Source organism: Salinarimonas sp. NSM, from assembly GCF_052380005.1.
Lineage (GTDB): Bacteria > Pseudomonadota > Alphaproteobacteria > Rhizobiales > Beijerinckiaceae > Salinarimonas.
This window is the reverse complement of the sequence record NZ_JBQTCJ010000018.1, coordinates 1-16868: the sequence shown is the minus strand read 5'-3', so window position 1 is coordinate 16868 and position 16868 is coordinate 1. Positions and strand designations below refer to the sequence as shown.

The following is a 16868-nucleotide window of genomic DNA, read 5'->3' as shown; positions in this document are numbered from 1 at the left end:
GTCGTCGGATGCGGCGGGTGCGCGCTATATAGACCTAATCATCGAGGAGCGCATCCGAAAGGAGCGGGGGCGATCACGCGCGGGTGAGGAGGCACCGGACGGCGGGCGCGCGCCCCCGCACGGCTTGCATTGCACCGCCCGATGGGCCAGACCTTCGACGAGATCCCGTCGATACGGGGGCGCGTCCGGCGCCCCACGCGTCGCGCCCAGAGACGCCCCCAGAGGACACGCATGCCGTCGAACGCCCTTCTCCCCCGCCTCGCCCTCGCGCTCCTCGTCGGCACCGCGATCCCCGCGGCCGCGCTGGCGCAGGACAATGCCGCGCCCGCCGCCGAAACCGCCGCCGCCGAGCCCGCGCCGGTCGATCCGGCGACCGTCGTCGCCACCGTGAACGGCATCGAGATCACCGAGGGCGACATCGCGCTCGCGGCGCAGGACCCGGCTCTGCCGCTGCCAGGGATGAACGACGCGCAGCGCCGCGAGACGCTGATCAACTACCTCGTCAACCTCGAGCTCGCCGCCCGGGCGGCCGAGGAGGCCGGCATCGGCGCGAGCGAGACGTTCGAGCGGCGCCTCGCCTACCAGCGCGACAAGCTGCTGCTCGAGTCGCTGCTCGAGGACACGATCGACGCCGCCGTCACCGAGGAGGCCGCCCGCGCCGTCTACGACGAGATGGTGGCCGAGGTGGAGCCCGAGCAGGAGGTGCGCGCGCGTCACATCCTGGTGGAGACGCAGGAGGAGGCGCAGGCCGTCGTCGACCGCGTCGCCGCCGGAGACTCCTTCGAGGAGATCGCCACCGACCTCTCCACCGACCGCGGCTCCGCCACACGCGGTGGGGATCTCGGCTTCTTCACGCGCGGCCAGATGGTCGCCCCCTTCGCCGAGGCGGCCTTCGCGCTCGAGCCGGGCGCGGTCTCGCAGCCGGTGCAGAGCCAGTTCGGCTGGCACGTCATCAAGGTCGAGGAGCGCCGCGCGCGGCCGACGCCGAGCTTCGAGGAGATGCGCGAGCAGATCGACACCTTCCTCGCCAGGCAGGCGCAGCAGGCGCTGCTCCTGTCCCTGCGCGAGGGCGTCGAGATCGCGCGCCCCGACGAAGCCGGCGAGGGCGAGACGCCCGCGCCCGCGCAGCAGTGACGCGGCGCGCCCGGCGGCGCATGCGTCGGCGGGCGCCGGCTCACTCGCGGCGCATCACGCGGTCGACGAGGATGTCCGACACGAGGCCCGGCTTGAACTCCCGGGTGAGGGCGTCGGGATCGTAGCGGGTCTCGACCCACTCCTCGAACGTGAGCCCCCGCGCCTCGCCCTCGTCGCGCCAGCGCTCGAAGAAGGCGTCGAGGATGCCTGTCTTGGCGAAGCGGAAGTGGCCGTAGCGCAGCGAGAGCTGCCGCAAAGCCTCGTCGGCGCTGCGGCCCTCGTGGACGACGAGGTAGAGCGCCGACATGAAGCCGGCGCGGTCCGCCCCCGATTTGCAATGAACGAGCGCCGGATACTGGAGCTCCTCGAAAAAGGCGCGGGCGCGCAGCAGCGTCTCCTTGTCGGGCGCCGCGCGCGAGCGCACCACGAAGTCGACGAGCGTCAGGCCGAGCGCCTCGCAGCTCTCCTTCTGCAATTGCCACGAGCCGTGCTCGCGCCCGCCGCGCAGGTAGACGACCGTGCGCAGACCTTCGTCGCGCAGGCGTGCGAGCTGGTGCGGCGCCGGCTGCGCCGCGCGCCAAAGCTCGCCGGAGACCCGGTGCAGGTTCAGGTAGGCGAAGCGGAAGACGCCGTGGTCGGCGAGCGCCATGTGCGTCCAGGCGCGCAGACGGCCGAAGGCGCCCTCGATCGGGCGATCCCAGCGCGCGATGCGGGCGAGCCGGCGGCTCATGCGGCTCTCGGGGCTGCGGAAGCGGTTGAGCACTCGGTCGTTTCCTCGGCCGCTCTCGCCGCGGCGGCTGTCGTCGCTGCCGAGTAGCAGCGGCGGCGGGTCCGGGCAAGCGCCCGATCGCGGCGGGCGTCAACGCACCACGACGATGCGCTCCGCCGCCCGGGTCAGCCCCGTGTAGAGCCAGCGCGCGCGGTGCTCACGGAAGGCGAAGCTCTCGTCGAACAGCACCACGTCGTCCCACTGCGAGCCCTGCGCCTTGTGGACGGTGAGCGCGTAGCCGTATGTGAGCTCGTCGTGCTGCCGGCGCAAGGCGTAGGGCAGATCCTCGTCGCCGCCCTCGAAGAAGGCGGTGGGGACCTCGACCTTGACCGTCTGGCGCGGGTTCTCCTCGGCGGCGACGCGCATGGCGACGAGGCCGCGGTTGGGCCAATGCTTCGCCTCCGTCACGGTCCACAGCCCGCCGTTGAGGAGGCCCTTGCTCTTGTCGTTGCGCAGGCACACGAGCTTCTCGTCCGCCGCGGGATAGGGGTCGCGCAGGCCCTTGAGCTCTCGGATCCGCCCGTTGTAGAGGCGCCGCGTCTTGTTCATGCCGACCAGCACCTGGTTCGCCGCCTGCACCATCCCGGCGTCGACGTCGCGGCGGTGGATCACGCGGCTCTCGCCCCAGGTGCCGTAGTCGAGCCGCCCGCCCTCGCGGATCAGCATCGACAGGTGGACGATCGGGTTGTCCGCCGCCTGGCGGTGGACTTCGGTGAGCATGACGTCGGGCTCGGCGTCGGTGAAGAAGCCCCCGCCCTTCACCGGCGGCAGCTGTGCCGGGTCACCGAGCACCAGCACCGGCTTGCCGAAGGTGAGGAGGTCGCGGCCGAGCTCCTCGTCCACCATCGAGCATTCGTCGATGACGATGAGATCCGCCTTGGCGGCGGGCCCCGAGCGGTTGAGCGTGAAGGAGGGCCCCTCCTCCTCGTCCCCGCGTGAGCGGTAGATCATGGCGTGGATGGTGGAGGCGTCCGTGCAGCCCTTGGCGCGCATCACGGACGCCGCCTTGCCGGTGAAGGCGCCGAAGGCGACCTCACCGTCGATCCCCTCGGCGAGGTGGCGCGCGAGCGTGGTCTTGCCCGTGCCGGCGAAGCCGAACAGGCGGAACACCTGCGGCTCGCCCGCCTTCAGCCAGGCGCCGACGGCGGCGAGCGCCGCCTCCTGCTGTCCCGACCACGCCATCTCACGCCCCCCGCGGCCGCGGCGCGCGCGCCGTCTCGGCGCGCAGGTTGACGAGGATCCCCGCGACGATGATCCCTGCGCCGACGAAGACGAACGGGTCGAGCGGCTCGGCGTAGAGCACGAGGCCCACGACGGCGATCAGGGGAATGCGCAGGAAGTCGAGCGGCACGACCATGATGGCGTCTCCGTTGCGGTAGGCGTTGGTGAGGCACCAATGGGCCGAGAAGCCGCAGATCGCCAGGGCCGCGAGCGGCAGGACGGGCGCCTCCGCGAGCCTGGCGAGATAGCCCTCGCCCGCGCCGGCGAGGTTGAGCGGCAATTGCATCGCGTTCATCCAGAGCATGATCGAGGCCGTCGTCTCGGTGCGCGTGAGGCTCTTCGTGGCGATGGCGGTGAGCGCGAAGGCGAAGGCGGCGAACAGCACGAGGAGCGCCGGCCAGCCGACCTCACCCGCCCCCGGGCGGACGATCACGAGAACCCCGAGGAAGCCGAGCCCGATCGCCAGAGCCCGCGTGCGCGTCAGCCGCTCTCCGAGCAGCAGCACGGCGAGCAGCGCGGTGAGCGCGGGGGCCGTGAACTCCACCGCGAAGACGACGGCGAGCGGCAGGAGCGTGACGCCCACGGTCCAGGCGTACTGGCCGGCGAAGTGCACGACGTTGCGCTGGGCGTGCCGCCCCAGCCGCCGGGCGGAGAGGCTCGCGCGCATGCGGGGCACGAGCAGCGCCGCGACGAGGATGCCGAGGAGCCCCGCCGCGTTGCGGAAGGCGAGCATCTCGAATACCGACAGCGCGCCCGAAAGCTCGCGCACGGCAACCGCGATGGCCGAGAAGGAGACGAGCGCCCCGGCCATCCAGAGCACCACGATCGTGACGTTGCGCGGAGCCATGCGCCTGCAGCCGAACGTATGGGGAACGGCGTCATAGCGCGGATCGCGGCGCGGCGATAGCCCAAATCGGCGCGGCCCGCATCGTCGGGACGATCGGCGCGGCGTTAACCAGTCGTTCACCGTCCGCTGGGAAATTCCTGCCTACCGGGTCCGGCACGAGCCGCCCGGCCGGTGGACGAATTCCAGGGGCGTGTTTCGCGTGAACCAGACGATGGAGATCCTCACCCGGCTCGGCCCGGCGCGCCTCGCGGTGATGGGCGCGGTGACGCTGGCGCTCGTGGGCTTCTTCGCCTTCGTGATCATGCGCATGTCGCAGCCGGACATGGGCGTGCTCTACGCCGATCTCTCGATGGCGGACGCCGGTGCCGTGGTGCGCGAGCTCGAGGCCCGCGGCGTGCGCTACGAGACCCGCGGCGACGGCGTGATCCTCGCCGCGCGGGCGGATCTCGCACGGCTTCGCATGGAGCTCGCGTCCGACGGCCTGCCCGCCGGCACCGGCGTCGGCTACGAGATCTTCGACCGGGGTGATTCGTTCTCCTCCACGAGCTTCGTGCAGAACATCAACCAGCTGCGGGCGCTCGAGGGCGAGCTGTCGCGCACCATCGCCTCGCTCGCGCGGGTCGAGGCGGCGCGGGTGCATCTCGCCATTCCCGAGCGCCGCCTGTTCGAGCGCGACCGCGAGGATCCGCGCGCCTCGATCGTGCTGCGGGTGCGCGGCGAGCTCGACCAGGCCCAGGTGCGCGCCGTGCGCCACCTGGTCGCGACCGCCGTCGAGGGCCTGCGCCCGGACCGCATCTCCATCGTCGACGAGAGCGGCCGGCTCCTCGCCGACGGCGCAACCGCCGGCGATTCGATGGCCGCCGCCGCCGCGGACGAGACCCGCATCGGCTTCGAGAATCGGCTGCGCGCCCAGGTCGAGGACATCGTGGCGGGCATCGTCGGGCGCGGGCGCACGCGCGTCCAGGTCGCCGCCGAGTTCGACACGAATCGCGTCGAGGCGCGCTCGGAGACCTTCGATCCCAACGGCCAGGTCGCGCGTTCCATGCAGACCCGCACCGACAACGCCGTCTCGACCCAGGGCGACGCCGGGGTGACCGTCGGCAACGAGCTGCCGGGCGCGGGCGGCGACCAGGCGGGCGCCGGCATGCGCGACCAGCAGGAGACGACCGAAGAGACGATCAACTACGAGATCTCCCGCTCGACCCGCGTCGAGATGCTGGAGGGCCCGCGGCTCTCGCGGCTCTCCGTCGCCGTCCTCGTCGACGGCGCCTACGCGACCGGGCCGGACGGCACCGTCGCCTACGAGCCGCGCACCGCAGAGGAGCTGCAGCGCATCGAGGCGCTGGTGCGCACGGCGATCGGATTCGACGCCGATCGCGGTGATCAGATCGAGGTGGTCAACCTGCGCTTCGCCGAGGGGCCGCAGCCGGAGCTCCTGCCCGAGGAACCGACCCTCGTCGAGAGCCTTCTCAACCCGACCCGCGAGGACGTGCTGCGCGCCATCGAGCTCGCCGTGCTCTTCCTGCTCACCCTCGTCGTCGTCTTCACCGTTCTGCGGCCGATGCTGCGGGCGTTCACCGCCTCCCCCGTCCTGGTGACCGCCGGCGCCGGCGGGGGCGACGTGGCGGCGATCGCCGGCGGCGAAGGGGGTGGCGGCGGCGGCGGCAAGGCGGCGCTTCCGGCGCGGTCGGACGCGACCTCGCAGATGATCGAGATGGCCAAGGTGAACGGGCAGGTGCAGCAGGAATCGCTCGAGCGCGTCGCCGACCTCGTCAAGCAGAGCCCGACCGAAACCGTGTCGGTGATGCGCCAGTGGATCCACGAGAGAGGCTGAGATGAGCGGCAGCTTCGTCTTCGACCGCGACTTCTCCCGCCCCAAGGGCACCCCCTCGCCGAAAGCCGAGGCGGCGCTCGCGCAGGCGGAGGCGCGCGGCCACGCCCGCGGCCTCGCCGAGGGCCGCGCGGCGGCGCAGGCGGAGGCCGACGCGACCCAGCGCGAGACGCTCGCGCGCATCGCCGAGGCCTCCCGCGCGCTCCTCGCCGACGCCGACGCCCGCGGGCGGGCGCTCGAGACGGAGGCCATCGCCTTCGCCGAGACCCTGGCGCGCACGCTCGCCGGCGCGGCCCTCGACCGCTTTCCGCTCGACACGATCATGGAGGCGGCGCGCGAGGCCTTCGCGCACCTGCGCGGCGTGCCGCACCTCGTCGTGCGCGTCGAGGAGAGCCTCGTCGACGACGTCGAGCGCATGATCAAGGGGCTCGCCCGCGAGCGCGGCTTCGAGGGCCGGCTCGTCGTCATCGGCGAGGCCGACATCGCGCGCGGCGACGCGCGCTTCGAATGGGCAGACGGCGGCGTGGTGCGCGACGGCGCCGCGCTCGCCGCCGAGATCGCCGGCAAGCTCACGGGTGCGGACGGCCCCGCCCCACACGACGACATCCCGACCAACGCCACACCCGGAGCCCCGACGCGATGAGCGACGAGTTCACCCTGCCCCAGCTCGACGACGAGGACATCGGCTTCGACCCGCAGGCGGCGCTGCCGGCGGACTCGACCCGCGACGGGCCCGTGATCCAGCGCACGGCCGCCGATCTCGAGCAGATCTTCGACGTGCCCGTCGCCGTCTCCGCCGTGCTCGGGCGCGCGCGCATGCCCGTGGGCGATCTCCTGAAGATCGCGCCGGGCGCCGTGCTCGAGCTCGACCGCAAGGTCGGCGAGGCGGTGGACATCTTCGTCAACAATCGCCTCGTCGCCCGCGGCGAGGTGGTGCTCGTCGAGGATCGCCTCGGCATCACGATGACCGAGATCATCAAGAGCGACCATTAAGGAGCCGGATCATGCGCCTTCTCATCATCGGACGCCTGGACGGCGAGCTGACCACCGCCTCTCGGATCGCCATGAGCCGCGGCGCCGCCGTCGTTCAGGCGGACGACCTCGACCAGGGGCTCGCGGTGCTGCGCGCCAGGGGCGCCGACCTGATCATGGTCGACGTCGCGCTCTCGGTGGCCGATCTCGTCGGCGCGCTCGAGGCCGAGCGCATCCGCACCCCCGTCGTCGCCTGCGGCGCGGGGGCGGACACCCGCGGCGCGGTGGACGCGATCCGCGCCGGCGCGAAGGAGTACATCCCGCTGCCGCCCGACGCCGACATGATCGCGGCGATCCTGGAGGCGGTCGCCGCCGACCAGGCGGCCTTCGTATGGCGCGATCCCGCCATGGAGAAGGTCGTCAAGATGGCCGAGCAGGTGGCGCGCTCGGACGCCTCGGTGCTGATCACCGGCGAGAGCGGCACCGGCAAGGAGGTGCTCGCGCGCCACCTGCACCAGCGCTCGGGACGGCGCTCGAAGCCCTTCGTGTGCGTGAACTGCGCGGCGATCCCCGACGCGCTGCTCGAGAGCGAGCTGTTCGGCCACGAGAAGGGCGCGTTCACCGGCGCGGTGGCGCGGCGCATCGGCAAGTTCGAGGAGGCGAACGGCGGCACGCTGCTGCTCGACGAGATCTCCGAGATGGACGTGCGGCTGCAGGCGAAGCTCTTGCGCGCGCTCCAGGAGCGGGTCATCGACCGGGTCGGCGGCGGAAAGCCCGTGCCGGTCGACATCCGCGTGCTCGCCACCTCGAACCGCAACATGGCGGACGCCGTGCGCGCCGGCACCTTCCGCGATGACCTGTTCTACCGCCTCAACGTCGTCCACCTGCGCCTGCCGGCGCTGCGCGAGCGGCCGGGCGACATCATCGAGCTCGCCCAGCACTTCGCCCGCAAGTACGCGCAGGCGAACGGCCTGCCGGAGCGCGGGCTCTCCCACGACGCCAAGCGGGTCGTCCTCAAGAACCCCTGGCGCGGCAACGTACGCGAGCTCGAGAACGCGGTGCACCGCGCCGTGCTGCTGGCGTCCGGCGCGGAGATCGGCCCCGACGCGCTGATGACGCCCGAGGGCGACGCGCTCGGCGCCGAGCCGGACGCCGCGACGCGTGCGGCGCGCACGGCGGAGGCGGTGACCCGTGCGCTCGTCGGCCGCACGGTGGCGGAGGTCGAGCAGGACCTGATCCTCGACACGCTCGACCATTGCCTCGGCAACCGCACGCACGCGGCCAAGATCCTCGGCATCTCGATTCGCACGCTGCGCAACAAGCTGAACGAGTATACCGCCGCCGGCCTCGCCGTCCCCGAGCCCGGCCAGGCCCGCGCGCCCATGAGCGTCGGCTGACCCGCTCCCGCCCCATCGGGGCGGGGACGGCGAGCGGAGCGAGCCAGGGGCGGGGTCCCGCGGCTCGACGTCTGCCGAACCGGGCCTGTCAGTCCACCCGCTCGCCCGGGTAGACCCCCCAGAGCATCTCCTGGCGGAGATAGCCCGGGATCTCGGAGCGGCCGGGCCCGTCCGCCACGACGCGGCACCAGTCTCCGGAGCACAGCTCGACGCCGACCACGACGCCCGGCTCGAGCCGGGCCAGGACAGCGGCCTCCTCGCTCTCGCGGGCGCGCAGGTCGAGCGGGTCGCCGCCGCGCTCCCAGGGCGCGACGAGGGCCGTGCGCCTGCCGGAGAGCAGCGAGTGCCAGACCCAGCCGTCCTCCCCGTCCGAATCGCGGATGCGCCGCCAATTGTCGAACTCGGCGATGATCTCGACGGGAAGACCCGCCCGCTCGAACACCCAGCGGGTGACGTGGTCCTTCGACGGCCCCGCGCGCAGGTTGACCTTGTCCGTCTTCAACGAGACATAGCGCGGCAGCGGCAGCCGGGTCTCGGGTCCGATCGTGGTCTGGGCGGGGGCGGAAACCGGAGCGACGACGAGGGCGGCGGCGAGCGCCGCGGCGGCGGGGACGACGATACGCGTGGACAAGGGTCCAACTCCCGTCGGATTGTGTTTGCGCACGCCTCTGGTACAGAGGCTTCCGGGGCGCGTCTCGCACGCGCCCGTCGAGTCAAATCGCCGGCTTCCGGTTAAGACCCGGTGAACGGTTCGGCCCGAAATCGAGGACAGCGATGCCCGCGCGCAAGAAGCCACTCGTCGTCGTCACCCGCAAGCTGCCCGACGTCGTCGAGACGCGCATGCGCGAGCTCTTCGACACGCGGCTCAACGTGACGGACGCCCCGCTCTCCCAGGCCGAGCTCGTCGCCGCCGTGCGCGAGGCGGACGTGCTCGTGCCCACGATCACCGACGAGATCGACGCCGCGGTCCTCGCCCAGGCCGGCGAGCGGCTCAAGCTCGTCGCCAATTTCGGCAACGGCGTCGACAACATCGACGTCGGCGCGGCGCTCTCGCGCGGCATCACCGTGACGAACACGCCGGGCGTCCTCACCGAGGACACCGCCGACATGACGATGGCGCTCATCCTGGCGGTGGCGCGCCGGGTGGCGGAGGGCGCGCGCGTCATCCCCGAGGAGCGCTTCGAGGGCTGGTCGCCCACCTGGATGCTCGGGCACCGCATCACCGGCAAGCGGCTCGGCATCATCGGCATGGGCCGCATCGGCACCGCGCTGGCGCGGCGCGCCAAGGCGTTCGGCCTGTCCATCCACTACCACAACCGCCGCCGCGTCCCCGCCGCGCTCGAGGAGGAGCTCGAGGCGACCTGGTGGGACAGCCTCGACCAGATGCTGGCGCGCATGGACGTGGTCTCGGTCAACTGCCCGCACACGCCGGCGACCTACCACCTCCTCTCGGCGCGCCACCTGCGGCTGCTGCGCCCCGAGGCGATCGTGGTCAACACCGCCCGCGGCGAGATCATCGACGAGAACGCCATGGCCCGCCTGATCGAGCAGGGCGCGATCGCCGGCGCCGGCCTCGACGTGTTCGAGCACGAGCCCGCGGTGAACCCGCGCCTGATCAAGCTCGCCCGCCAGGGCAAGGTGGTGCTCCTGCCGCACATGGGCTCGGCCACCCACGAGGGCCGCGTCGACATGGGCGAGAAGGTCATCGTCAACATCCGCACCTTCATGGACGGCCACCGCCCGCCGGACCGGGTGCTGCCGTCGATGCTGTGAGGGATTTCGGGGCGGTGACGAGGATCAAGCCTTCCCCCCCGCCCCGAGCAGCCGCATCGCGTTGAGCGTCACCAGCACCGTCGCGCCGGTGTCGGCCAGGATCGCGGGCCACAGGCCGGTGATGCCGAGAAGCGTGGTCACCAGCAGCACCGCCTTCAGGCCGAGCGCGACCGCGATGTTCTGGCGGATGTTCGCCATCGTATCGCGCGAGAGGCGGATCATGCGCGCGACGTCCAGGACGCGGCCCTCCAGCGCCGCCGCGTCGCCGGTCTCGAGCGCGACGTCGGTTCCGCCGCCCATGGCGATGCCGACGTCGGCCGCGGCGAGCGCGGGCGCGTCGTTGATGCCGTCGCCGACCTTGGCCACGGTGCGGCCGGCGGCCTTCATCTCGCGCACGATGCGCATCTTGTCCTGCGGCATCAGCTCGGCGCGGGCCTCGATGCCCAGCGCGGAGCCGACGCGCGCGGCCGTCGCGGCGTTGTCGCCGGTGAGCATGACGGGCGCGACGCCGAGCCGCTCGAGCGCCCGCAGGCCGGCCTCGGCGTCCGCGCGGGGCTCGTCGCGCACCGCGATCAGGCCGGCGGGGCGCTCGGCGACGAGGAGGACGACGACGGTCTTGCCCTCTCCCTCCAGCGCCGCGATGCGCGCGCGGGTCGCCCCGTCGAGGGGCGCGATGGCGCCCGCCGCCTTCGGCGCGCCGAGGAAGAGCGCGCGGCGGTCGAGCCGCCCCTTCACGCCCTTGCCGCCGAGCGCCATGACCCCGATCGCCGGTCGCACCGCGATTGCCGCCTCATGCGCGCGGTCCAGGATCGCACGGGCGATCGGGTGGGACGAGGCGGCCTCCAGCGCGGCGGCGTCCGCCAGCACCTCCGCCTCGGTGCCGACGAGCGCCACCACGTCGGTGACGACGGGCCGGCCGCTGGTGAGCGTGCCGGTCTTGTCGATGGCGACCGCGTCGACGCGCCCGAGGATCTCCAGCACGGCCCCGCCCTTGATCAGCAAGCCGCGCCGTGCGCCCGCGGCGAGGCCCGCAGCGATCGCCGCCGGCGTCGAGATCACCAGCGCGCAGGGGCAGCCGATCAGCAGCAGCGCCAGCGCCTTGTAGACCCACTCGCCCCAGGGCGCCCCCACGACGAGCGGCGGCAGCACCGCGACGAGGGCGGCCACGGCGAGCACCGCAGGCGTGTAGACGCGGGCGAAGCGATCGATGAAGCGCTCCATCGGCGCCTTCGCCTCCTGCGCCTGCGCCACGAGCCGCACGACCCGGGCGATCGTGCTGTCCTGCGGCTCGGCGGTCACCCGCACCTCGAGCACCGCGTCCGTGACGATCGTGCCGGCGAAGACGCCGGCGCCCGGGCCCTTCGCCTTCGGCACGCTCTCGCCGGTGACCGGCGCCTCGTCGACCGCGGCCTCGCCGGCGACGATGCCGCCGTCGGCGGGGATGCGGTCGCCCGGACGCACGAGGATGAGATCTCCGGGCACGAGCGTGTCCGCCGCGACGGTCCGCGTCGTGCCGTCCGGCAGCGCGCGCAGCGCCGTCTTCGGCACGAGCGCCGCGAGCGCGCGGATGCCCGCCCGCGCCCGTCCGGCGGCGACGCCCTCGAGCAGCTCGCCGACCAGGAAGAGCAGGACGACGATCGCCGCCTCCTCGGTTTCCCCGATGATGACCGCGCCGACCGCGGCGATGCTCATCAGCGTCTCTATGGTGAAGGGCGAGCCGGCGCGGGCGGCGGACAGCGCCCGGCGCGCGATCGGCACGAGGCCGATCAGCATGGCGAGCGCGTAGGCGACGGGGGCGATCTCGGGGAAGCGCAGACCGATCGGCGCGGCCACGACGAGCCCGGCGGCGCTCGCCAGGGCGAGGCGGGCCTTCGGCGTCGTCCACCATGCGGGCTCCGTCGTCTCGGCGGCGGCGCCCGCATCCGAGGGCGCGATCAGCGCAATCCCGAAGCCGAGCGCACGCACCGCGGCCTCCGCGTCCCCACGCACGTCCTGCGACGCGCGCAGCCGCAGCGTGCCGGCGGCGACGCTCACTGAAACGTCACCCACGCCGTCGATGCGCGCGAGCGCCGTCTCGATCTTGGCGGCGCAGGAGGCGCAGTCCATGCCCTCCACCCGGTAGCGCAGCGTCTCGTCCATCGTGGTGGTCCGCCCGGTTGATCCGATTCGCCAGGCAGGATAATTCCTCTAGCCGCTAGAGCTTCAAGGGGGTCACGAGCATGGTCCTGTCCATCGGGGATCTGTCCCGCCGCACCGGTGTGAAGGTGCCGACGATCCGCTACTACGAGAGCATCGGCCTTCTACCCGCGCCAGCGCGCAGCGAGGGCGGGCAGCGGCGCTACGGCGCGGCGCATCTCGCGCGGCTCGGCTTCGTGCGCCACGCCCGCGATCTCGGCTTCGAGATCGAGGCGATCCGCTCGCTCATCGCCATGGCAGCGGACCCCGGGCGCGCCTGCGGCGAGGCGCACGCCATTACCCGCGCCCACCTCGCCGACGTCGAGGACCGGATCGCGCGGCTCGCGGCACTGCGCGACGAGCTGCGCGGCATGCTCGCCTGCGACAACGGCACAGTGGCGCAGTGCCGCATCATCGAGGTCCTGGCCGACCACGAGCAGTGCCTGCACGAGCGGCACTGAGCGCCGCGGGACCACGCCTTCGCAAAGAGAACGCCCCGCCGTCCGGGCGGACGGCGGGGCGTTCGTGACGCGTCGTGACGGACGGTTCGTCTCAGCTGGCGAGGCGGCCGCGAATCTGGCCGAGCCCGTCGCGCAGGAAACGCTCGCCCTCGGAGCCGCCGGCCTGCTCGCGCAGCACGGTCTCGGAGGCGGAGACGGCTGCGGCGATGGCGGCGTCGCGGACCTCGATCATCGCCTGCTGCTCGGCGGCGGTGATCTTGTCCTCGGCGGCCTTGGTGCGCCGCGCGACGAAGGCGTTCAGCCGCTCCTCGGCCTCGGCCTGGATGCGCTCGGCCTCTTCGCGGGCGGCCATGACGATCGCCTCGGCCTCCTTCTCGGCGTTGGCGCGCTTGACCTCGTACTCGCGCAGCAGCGACTCGGCGTCCGCGCGCAGCCGCCGGGCCTCGTCGAGCTCGGCGGCGATACGCTCGCCACGCTTGTCGAGGGCCGCGCCGACGCGGTGGAACACCTTGTAGTGCCACAGGAGCCAGATCAGCGCGATCGTGGACAGCGCCTGCCAGAAATAGGTGGAGCCCAGGAAATCCATGTCGCTCTCCTCAGCCCGCGGCCCGGCGGTCGAGCGCCGCGGACACGGTGCCCGGCGCGGGCGCCCGGCCGGTGATGCGCTCGACGATGGCTTCCGCCGTCTCCTCCGCGATGGTGCGGACGTTCGACATGGCCTCGGCCTTGCGGGCGGCGATCTGCGCCTCGGCGGCGGCGAGCCGCTCGGCGAGGTCGTCCTCGAGCGCCCTGCGCTTGGCGTCGGCCTCGGCCTGCATCGCGTCGCGGGTCTTCGCGGCGATGGCCTGGGCGTTCGCCTTCGCCGAGGCCAGCGCCTCGTCGTAGGCGGTGCCGGCAGCCTCCGCGTCGCGCTTAGCCGTCGCCGCGGCGTCGAGGTCGCGCGCGACGGTGACCTCGCGCGTCTCCACGATGCCGTGGAAGCGCGGAACGATCACGCGGTTCATCACGTAGTAGAGCAGCCCGAACGCGATCGCGAGCCACAGGAGCTGCGAGGGGAAGGTGCTGGTCTCGAAAGGCGGGAACGCGCCGCCGCCATGTGCGACGGCCTCGCCCGCGGCCTCCGTGGGAGATGCCATGGCGTCGACGCCCTTTCAATGCGTCCGCCGGGCGTCGATGGCCCGGCGCGACGAGTGCCGTCTGGAGAGCGCCCCCCGCCGCGCGGGAGGCCGCCGGACCGACGCCGCTTACGCGACGAAGAGCAGGACGAGCGCGACGACGAGGCAGAAGATGCCCAGGCCCTCGGCGAGCGCCGCGCCGATGAACGCGCGGGCGAACTGGCCGTCGGACGCCGACGGGTTGCGCAGCGCGCCGGAGAGGAAGTTGCCGAAGATGTTGCCCACGCCGATCGCGGCGAGGCCCATGCCGATGGCGGCGAGGCCGGCGCCGAGGTACTTGTAGGCGTCGCCGGCGGCGGTGATGACTTCGGTCTCCATGACGTACTCCTTGAGCGAAGAGGCGAGAGAAGGGAGGGGGTTGGGACGAGTGCGCCGCCCGGATCGATCAGTGCCCGGGATGCAGCGCGTCGTTCAGGTAGATGCAGGTGAGCACCGCGAAGACGTAGGCCTGCAGCGCGGCGACGAAGATCTCGAAGCCGACCATGGCGAACGTCATCAGGAGCGGCAGCGGCGAGAGCACCGCCGCGGCGCCGCCTGCGGCGAGCAGCGAGACGATGAAGCCTGCGAAGACCTTGAGCGCGATGTGGCCGGCGAGCATGTTCGCGAACAGGCGCAGGCTCAAGGAGATCGGGCGCGACAGGAAGGAGATCACCTCGATCAGGGTGATGAAGGGCAGCAGCCAGCCGGGCACGCCCGACGGCACGAACAGGCCGAGGAAGTGCGTGCCGTGCTTGGCGAAGCCGTAGATCACCACCGTGCCGATCACGATCATCGCCAGCGCGAAGGTGACGATGATGTGGCTCGTGATGGTGAAGGCGCCCGGCACCATGCCGACGAGGTTGCCGACGAGCACGAACAGGAACAGCGAGAAGACGAGGGGGAAGAAGGTCATCCCCTCCTTGCCGGCGGCGTCGCGCAGCATGTTGGCGACGAACTCGTAGAGCGTCTCGCCGAAGGCCTGCCAGCGGTTCGGGATCAGCGCGACGTTGCGCGTCGCGACGCTCATCAGGCCGAGGATCAAGCCGACCACGACGAGCATGTAGAGGCCGGAATTGGTGAGCGCGATAGGCGCGTCGCCGATCGTGCCGAAGCTGACGATCTCCTTGATCTCGAACTGCTCGACCGGGCTCGCCATCGTGTTCCAGTCCTCGTTCAGCGCCGTTCCACGCGGCGGGTCCCGGCCTCAGCGGTTCCCGTCGTCCGGCCCGCCGCGTCCGTCGCCCGGGGACCTACCCGAGCGCGGCTTGCGATTCAACTCCCCCGCGGCACGCATGATGTTCAGCATGCCGGCGCAGAAGCCGAGAACGAGCCCGACGATCATCCCCCAAGGCGACGTGCCTGCGACCTGGTCCAGCGCCCAGCCGACGCCGGCACCCGCGATGACGCCCGCGATGAACTCCGCGGAAAAGCGCAGCGCCTTTCCGAGGCCGGACATGTCGGACGCCGCTCGGGAACCGGCTCGCGCATCGCGATCGCGCCTTGAGCGGGCATCGCCCAGGCGCGTGTCGAGACGGCGCAGCCTCGCGGACAGGTCGGCCTCGTCGCCGGTGCCCGACCCCTCCCCGCCATCGTCGTTCCGCCCTGTGGGATCGCCCATGATCGTGCCAGCGCGGAGCGTGAGATGAAGAAGGGTAGAGCCCCCTGAAGCCGGGCGCACCATATGTGCGGGCCTCCCCCCTGTCAAGGATGCTCGCACTTGCGTTAAGTGCTTGCCTAGCCTGGAGAAATTGCCGGATGCGAGAAATCCGCCGCGCGCGTCCTCGGGCCGGGGAAGCCTCTCACACCGCCTCCGCCAGCCGCTCGGCGCGCTCCAGGTCCACCGAGACGAGCTGGGACACGCCCCGCTCCGCCATGGTCACGCCGAACAGCCGGTCCATGCGCGCCATGGTGATTGGGTTGTGGGTGATCACGAGGAAGCGCGTGCGCGTCGAGCCCGCCATCCCGTCGAGCAGGTCGCAGTAGCGCTCGACGTTGGCGTCGTCGAGCGGGGCGTCGACCTCGTCGAGGACGCAGATCGGCGAGGGGTTGGTCAGGAACACGGCGAAGATCAGCGCCGTCGCGGTCAGTGCCTGCTCGCCGCCCGAGAGCAGCGTCATCGTCTGCGGCTTCTTGCCCGGGGGGCGCGCCAGGATCTCGAGGCCGGCCTCCAGCGGATCGTCCGAATCGACGAGCGTCAGCTCGGCGGTGCCGCCGCCGAACAGCGTCGTGAACAGCGTCTCGAAATGCCCGTTCACGACGGTGAAGGCGGCCAGCAGCCGCTCGCGGCCCTCCTTGTTGAGGCTCGCCACAGCGCCGCGCAGCCGCCGGATCGCCTCGACGAGGTCGTCGCGCTCGGCGGCGAGCGAGCCCTTGCGGCCCTCGACCTCGGAGAGCTCGTCCTCGGCCCGCAGGTTGACGGCGCCGAGCCGCTCGCGATCGCCCTTGAGCGACAGGAGCTTCGCCTCGGTCTCCATCGGCTCGGGCAGCGTGTCGCCGGGCTCGATGCCGGCGAGCGCGTGCAGTCCGGAGACGTCCGTCTCGAAGGCGTCGCGGATCGCCTGCAGGACGGCCTCGAGCCGGGTCTCCAGCGCCTCGCGCCGCGCCTGCGCTCCGGCGGCCGCCTCGCGTGCGGCGGAGAGCGCGTCGAGTGCCGCGCGCGCGTCGCGATCCGCCTGCGCCGAGACCCGCTCGCCCTCCGCGAGCCGGTCGGCGGCCTCGCGGCGGGCGGCCTCGGCGGCCTCGATCTCCGACAGGAGGCGGCGGCGGCGCAGAGCGAAGTCGTCGGGTGCCTCGCGCAGGGCCTCGAGCTCCTCGCGCGTCGCCTCGAGCCGCTCGGCGATCTCCTCGACGCTCTCCCGCGCCCGGGCGTCGCGGGCGCGCCAGGAGGCGATCTCGGCGACGAGAGCCCGGCGACGCTCCTGCGCGCGCTCCCCCTCGCGCACCAGGCTCTGCAGCGCCCCGCGGCGCTCGGAGGCCTCGGCGCGCATCTCGGCGACCCGCGCGCGGGCCTCGGCGAGCGCCGTCTCCAGCTCTGGCGCGGGGGCGAGGTCGTCGAGGGCGGCGCGGGCGTCCTCCACCCGCTCGCGGGCCTCCTCGAGGCTCTCGGCGACGCGCTCGGCGGCGTCCGCCAGGCT

At 72.7% G+C, this 16868-nt stretch carries 18 protein-coding genes; 7 read left to right on the top strand and 11 right to left on the bottom strand.

Features of this window, described 5'->3' with window-relative positions; all coding sequences use genetic code 11:
• The first annotated feature begins 231 nt into the window (after positions 1–231).
• Positions 232–1134 (top strand): peptidylprolyl isomerase, encoded by a 903-nt coding sequence (locus ACTZWW_RS09080; RefSeq protein ID WP_444780627.1) that lies wholly within the window; start codon positions 232–234, stop codon positions 1132–1134.
• Positions 1135–1174: 40 nt separating this feature from the next.
• On the opposite strand, the gene ACTZWW_RS09075 is transcribed toward ACTZWW_RS09080, so the two are convergent.
• The 3 genes from ACTZWW_RS09075 to ACTZWW_RS09065 all read right to left on the bottom strand — a co-directional run bounded on the left by ACTZWW_RS09075 (position 1175) and on the right by ACTZWW_RS09065 (position 3971).
• A complete protein-coding gene (locus tag ACTZWW_RS09075; protein WP_444780626.1) occupies positions 1175–1897 on the bottom strand; it encodes a fused DSP-PTPase phosphatase/NAD kinase-like protein in 723 nt (240 codons plus the stop codon).
• Between the two features lie 96 nt (positions 1898–1993).
• A complete protein-coding gene (locus tag ACTZWW_RS09070; RefSeq protein ID WP_444780625.1) occupies positions 1994–3085 on the bottom strand; it encodes an ATP-dependent DNA helicase in 1092 nt (363 codons plus the stop codon).
• Between the two features lies 1 nt (position 3086).
• Positions 3087–3971 (bottom strand): DMT family transporter, encoded by an 885-nt coding sequence (locus ACTZWW_RS09065; protein ID WP_444780624.1) that lies wholly within the window; start codon positions 3969–3971, stop codon positions 3087–3089.
• Positions 3972–4170: 199 nt separating this feature from the next.
• On the opposite strand from ACTZWW_RS09065, the gene fliF reads away from it, so the two are divergent.
• Genes fliF through flbD form a run of 4 tightly spaced genes read left to right on the top strand, consistent with a single transcriptional unit; the run spans position 4171 to position 8171 of the window.
• Positions 4171–5805 (top strand): flagellar basal-body MS-ring/collar protein FliF, encoded by a 1635-nt coding sequence (fliF, locus tag ACTZWW_RS09060; RefSeq protein WP_444780623.1) that lies wholly within the window; start codon positions 4171–4173, stop codon positions 5803–5805.
• A 1-nt stretch (position 5806) separates the two neighbouring features.
• Positions 5807–6445, top strand: a complete 639-nt coding sequence (locus ACTZWW_RS09055; protein ID WP_444780622.1) for a FliH/SctL family protein — start codon at positions 5807–5809, stop codon at positions 6443–6445.
• Positions 6442–6795, top strand: coding sequence for a flagellar motor switch protein FliN (gene fliN / locus ACTZWW_RS09050; RefSeq protein WP_444780621.1), 354 nt, complete (start codon positions 6442–6444; stop codon positions 6793–6795). The genes ACTZWW_RS09055 and fliN overlap by 4 nt, the downstream gene beginning before the upstream one ends.
• 11 nt (positions 6796–6806) lie before the next feature.
• Positions 6807–8171, top strand: coding sequence for a sigma-54-dependent transcriptional regulator FlbD (gene flbD / locus ACTZWW_RS09045; RefSeq protein ID WP_444780620.1), 1365 nt, complete (start codon positions 6807–6809; stop codon positions 8169–8171).
• Between the two features lie 88 nt (positions 8172–8259).
• Here the strand turns inward: flbD and ACTZWW_RS09040 are convergent, their stop codons facing one another.
• Complete coding sequence (locus tag ACTZWW_RS09040; RefSeq protein WP_444780619.1) at positions 8260–8802, bottom strand: SH3 domain-containing protein; 543 nt, start codon at positions 8800–8802, stop codon at positions 8260–8262.
• A gap of 143 nt (positions 8803–8945) precedes the next feature.
• Between ACTZWW_RS09040 and ACTZWW_RS09035 the strand changes: the two genes are divergently transcribed.
• Positions 8946–9944 carry a 2-hydroxyacid dehydrogenase gene (locus ACTZWW_RS09035; protein WP_444780618.1) on the top strand — a complete coding sequence of 333 codons (999 nt, stop codon included), beginning with the start codon at positions 8946–8948 and terminating at the stop codon, positions 9942–9944.
• Between the two features lie 24 nt (positions 9945–9968).
• Here the strand turns inward: ACTZWW_RS09035 and ACTZWW_RS09030 are convergent, their stop codons facing one another.
• Positions 9969–12083, bottom strand: coding sequence for a heavy metal translocating P-type ATPase (locus tag ACTZWW_RS09030; protein ID WP_444780617.1), 2115 nt, complete (start codon positions 12081–12083; stop codon positions 9969–9971).
• Between the two features lie 80 nt (positions 12084–12163).
• Here ACTZWW_RS09030 and ACTZWW_RS09025 point away from each other — a divergent pair, with 80 nt between their 5' ends.
• Complete coding sequence (locus tag ACTZWW_RS09025; RefSeq protein WP_444780616.1) at positions 12164–12580, top strand: MerR family transcriptional regulator; 417 nt, start codon at positions 12164–12166, stop codon at positions 12578–12580.
• Positions 12581–12671: 91 nt separating this feature from the next.
• Here ACTZWW_RS09025 and ACTZWW_RS09020 read toward each other — a convergent pair whose 3' ends face one another.
• From ACTZWW_RS09020 to ACTZWW_RS08995, 6 genes are all read right to left on the bottom strand, one after another.
• Positions 12672–13166: a F0F1 ATP synthase subunit B family protein gene (locus ACTZWW_RS09020; RefSeq protein ID WP_444780615.1), complete on the bottom strand. Its 495-nt coding sequence runs from the start codon at positions 13164–13166 to the stop codon at positions 12672–12674.
• A gap of 10 nt (positions 13167–13176) precedes the next feature.
• A complete protein-coding gene (locus ACTZWW_RS09015) occupies positions 13177–13716 on the bottom strand; it encodes a F0F1 ATP synthase subunit B family protein (RefSeq protein ID WP_444780614.1) in 540 nt (179 codons plus the stop codon).
• Between the two features lie 108 nt (positions 13717–13824).
• Positions 13825–14073, bottom strand: a complete 249-nt coding sequence (locus ACTZWW_RS09010; RefSeq protein ID WP_372426488.1) for a F0F1 ATP synthase subunit C — start codon at positions 14071–14073, stop codon at positions 13825–13827.
• Between the two features lie 67 nt (positions 14074–14140).
• Positions 14141–14890, bottom strand: coding sequence for a F0F1 ATP synthase subunit A (locus tag ACTZWW_RS09005; protein WP_444780613.1), 750 nt, complete (start codon positions 14888–14890; stop codon positions 14141–14143).
• Positions 14891–14938: 48 nt separating this feature from the next.
• Positions 14939–15352, bottom strand: a complete 414-nt coding sequence (locus ACTZWW_RS09000) for an AtpZ/AtpI family protein (RefSeq protein ID WP_444780612.1) — start codon at positions 15350–15352, stop codon at positions 14939–14941.
• Between the two features lie 181 nt (positions 15353–15533).
• Positions 15534–16868 (bottom strand): coiled-coil domain-containing protein (locus ACTZWW_RS08995; RefSeq protein WP_458575407.1); only part of this gene is annotated, 1335 nt, incomplete at its 5' end.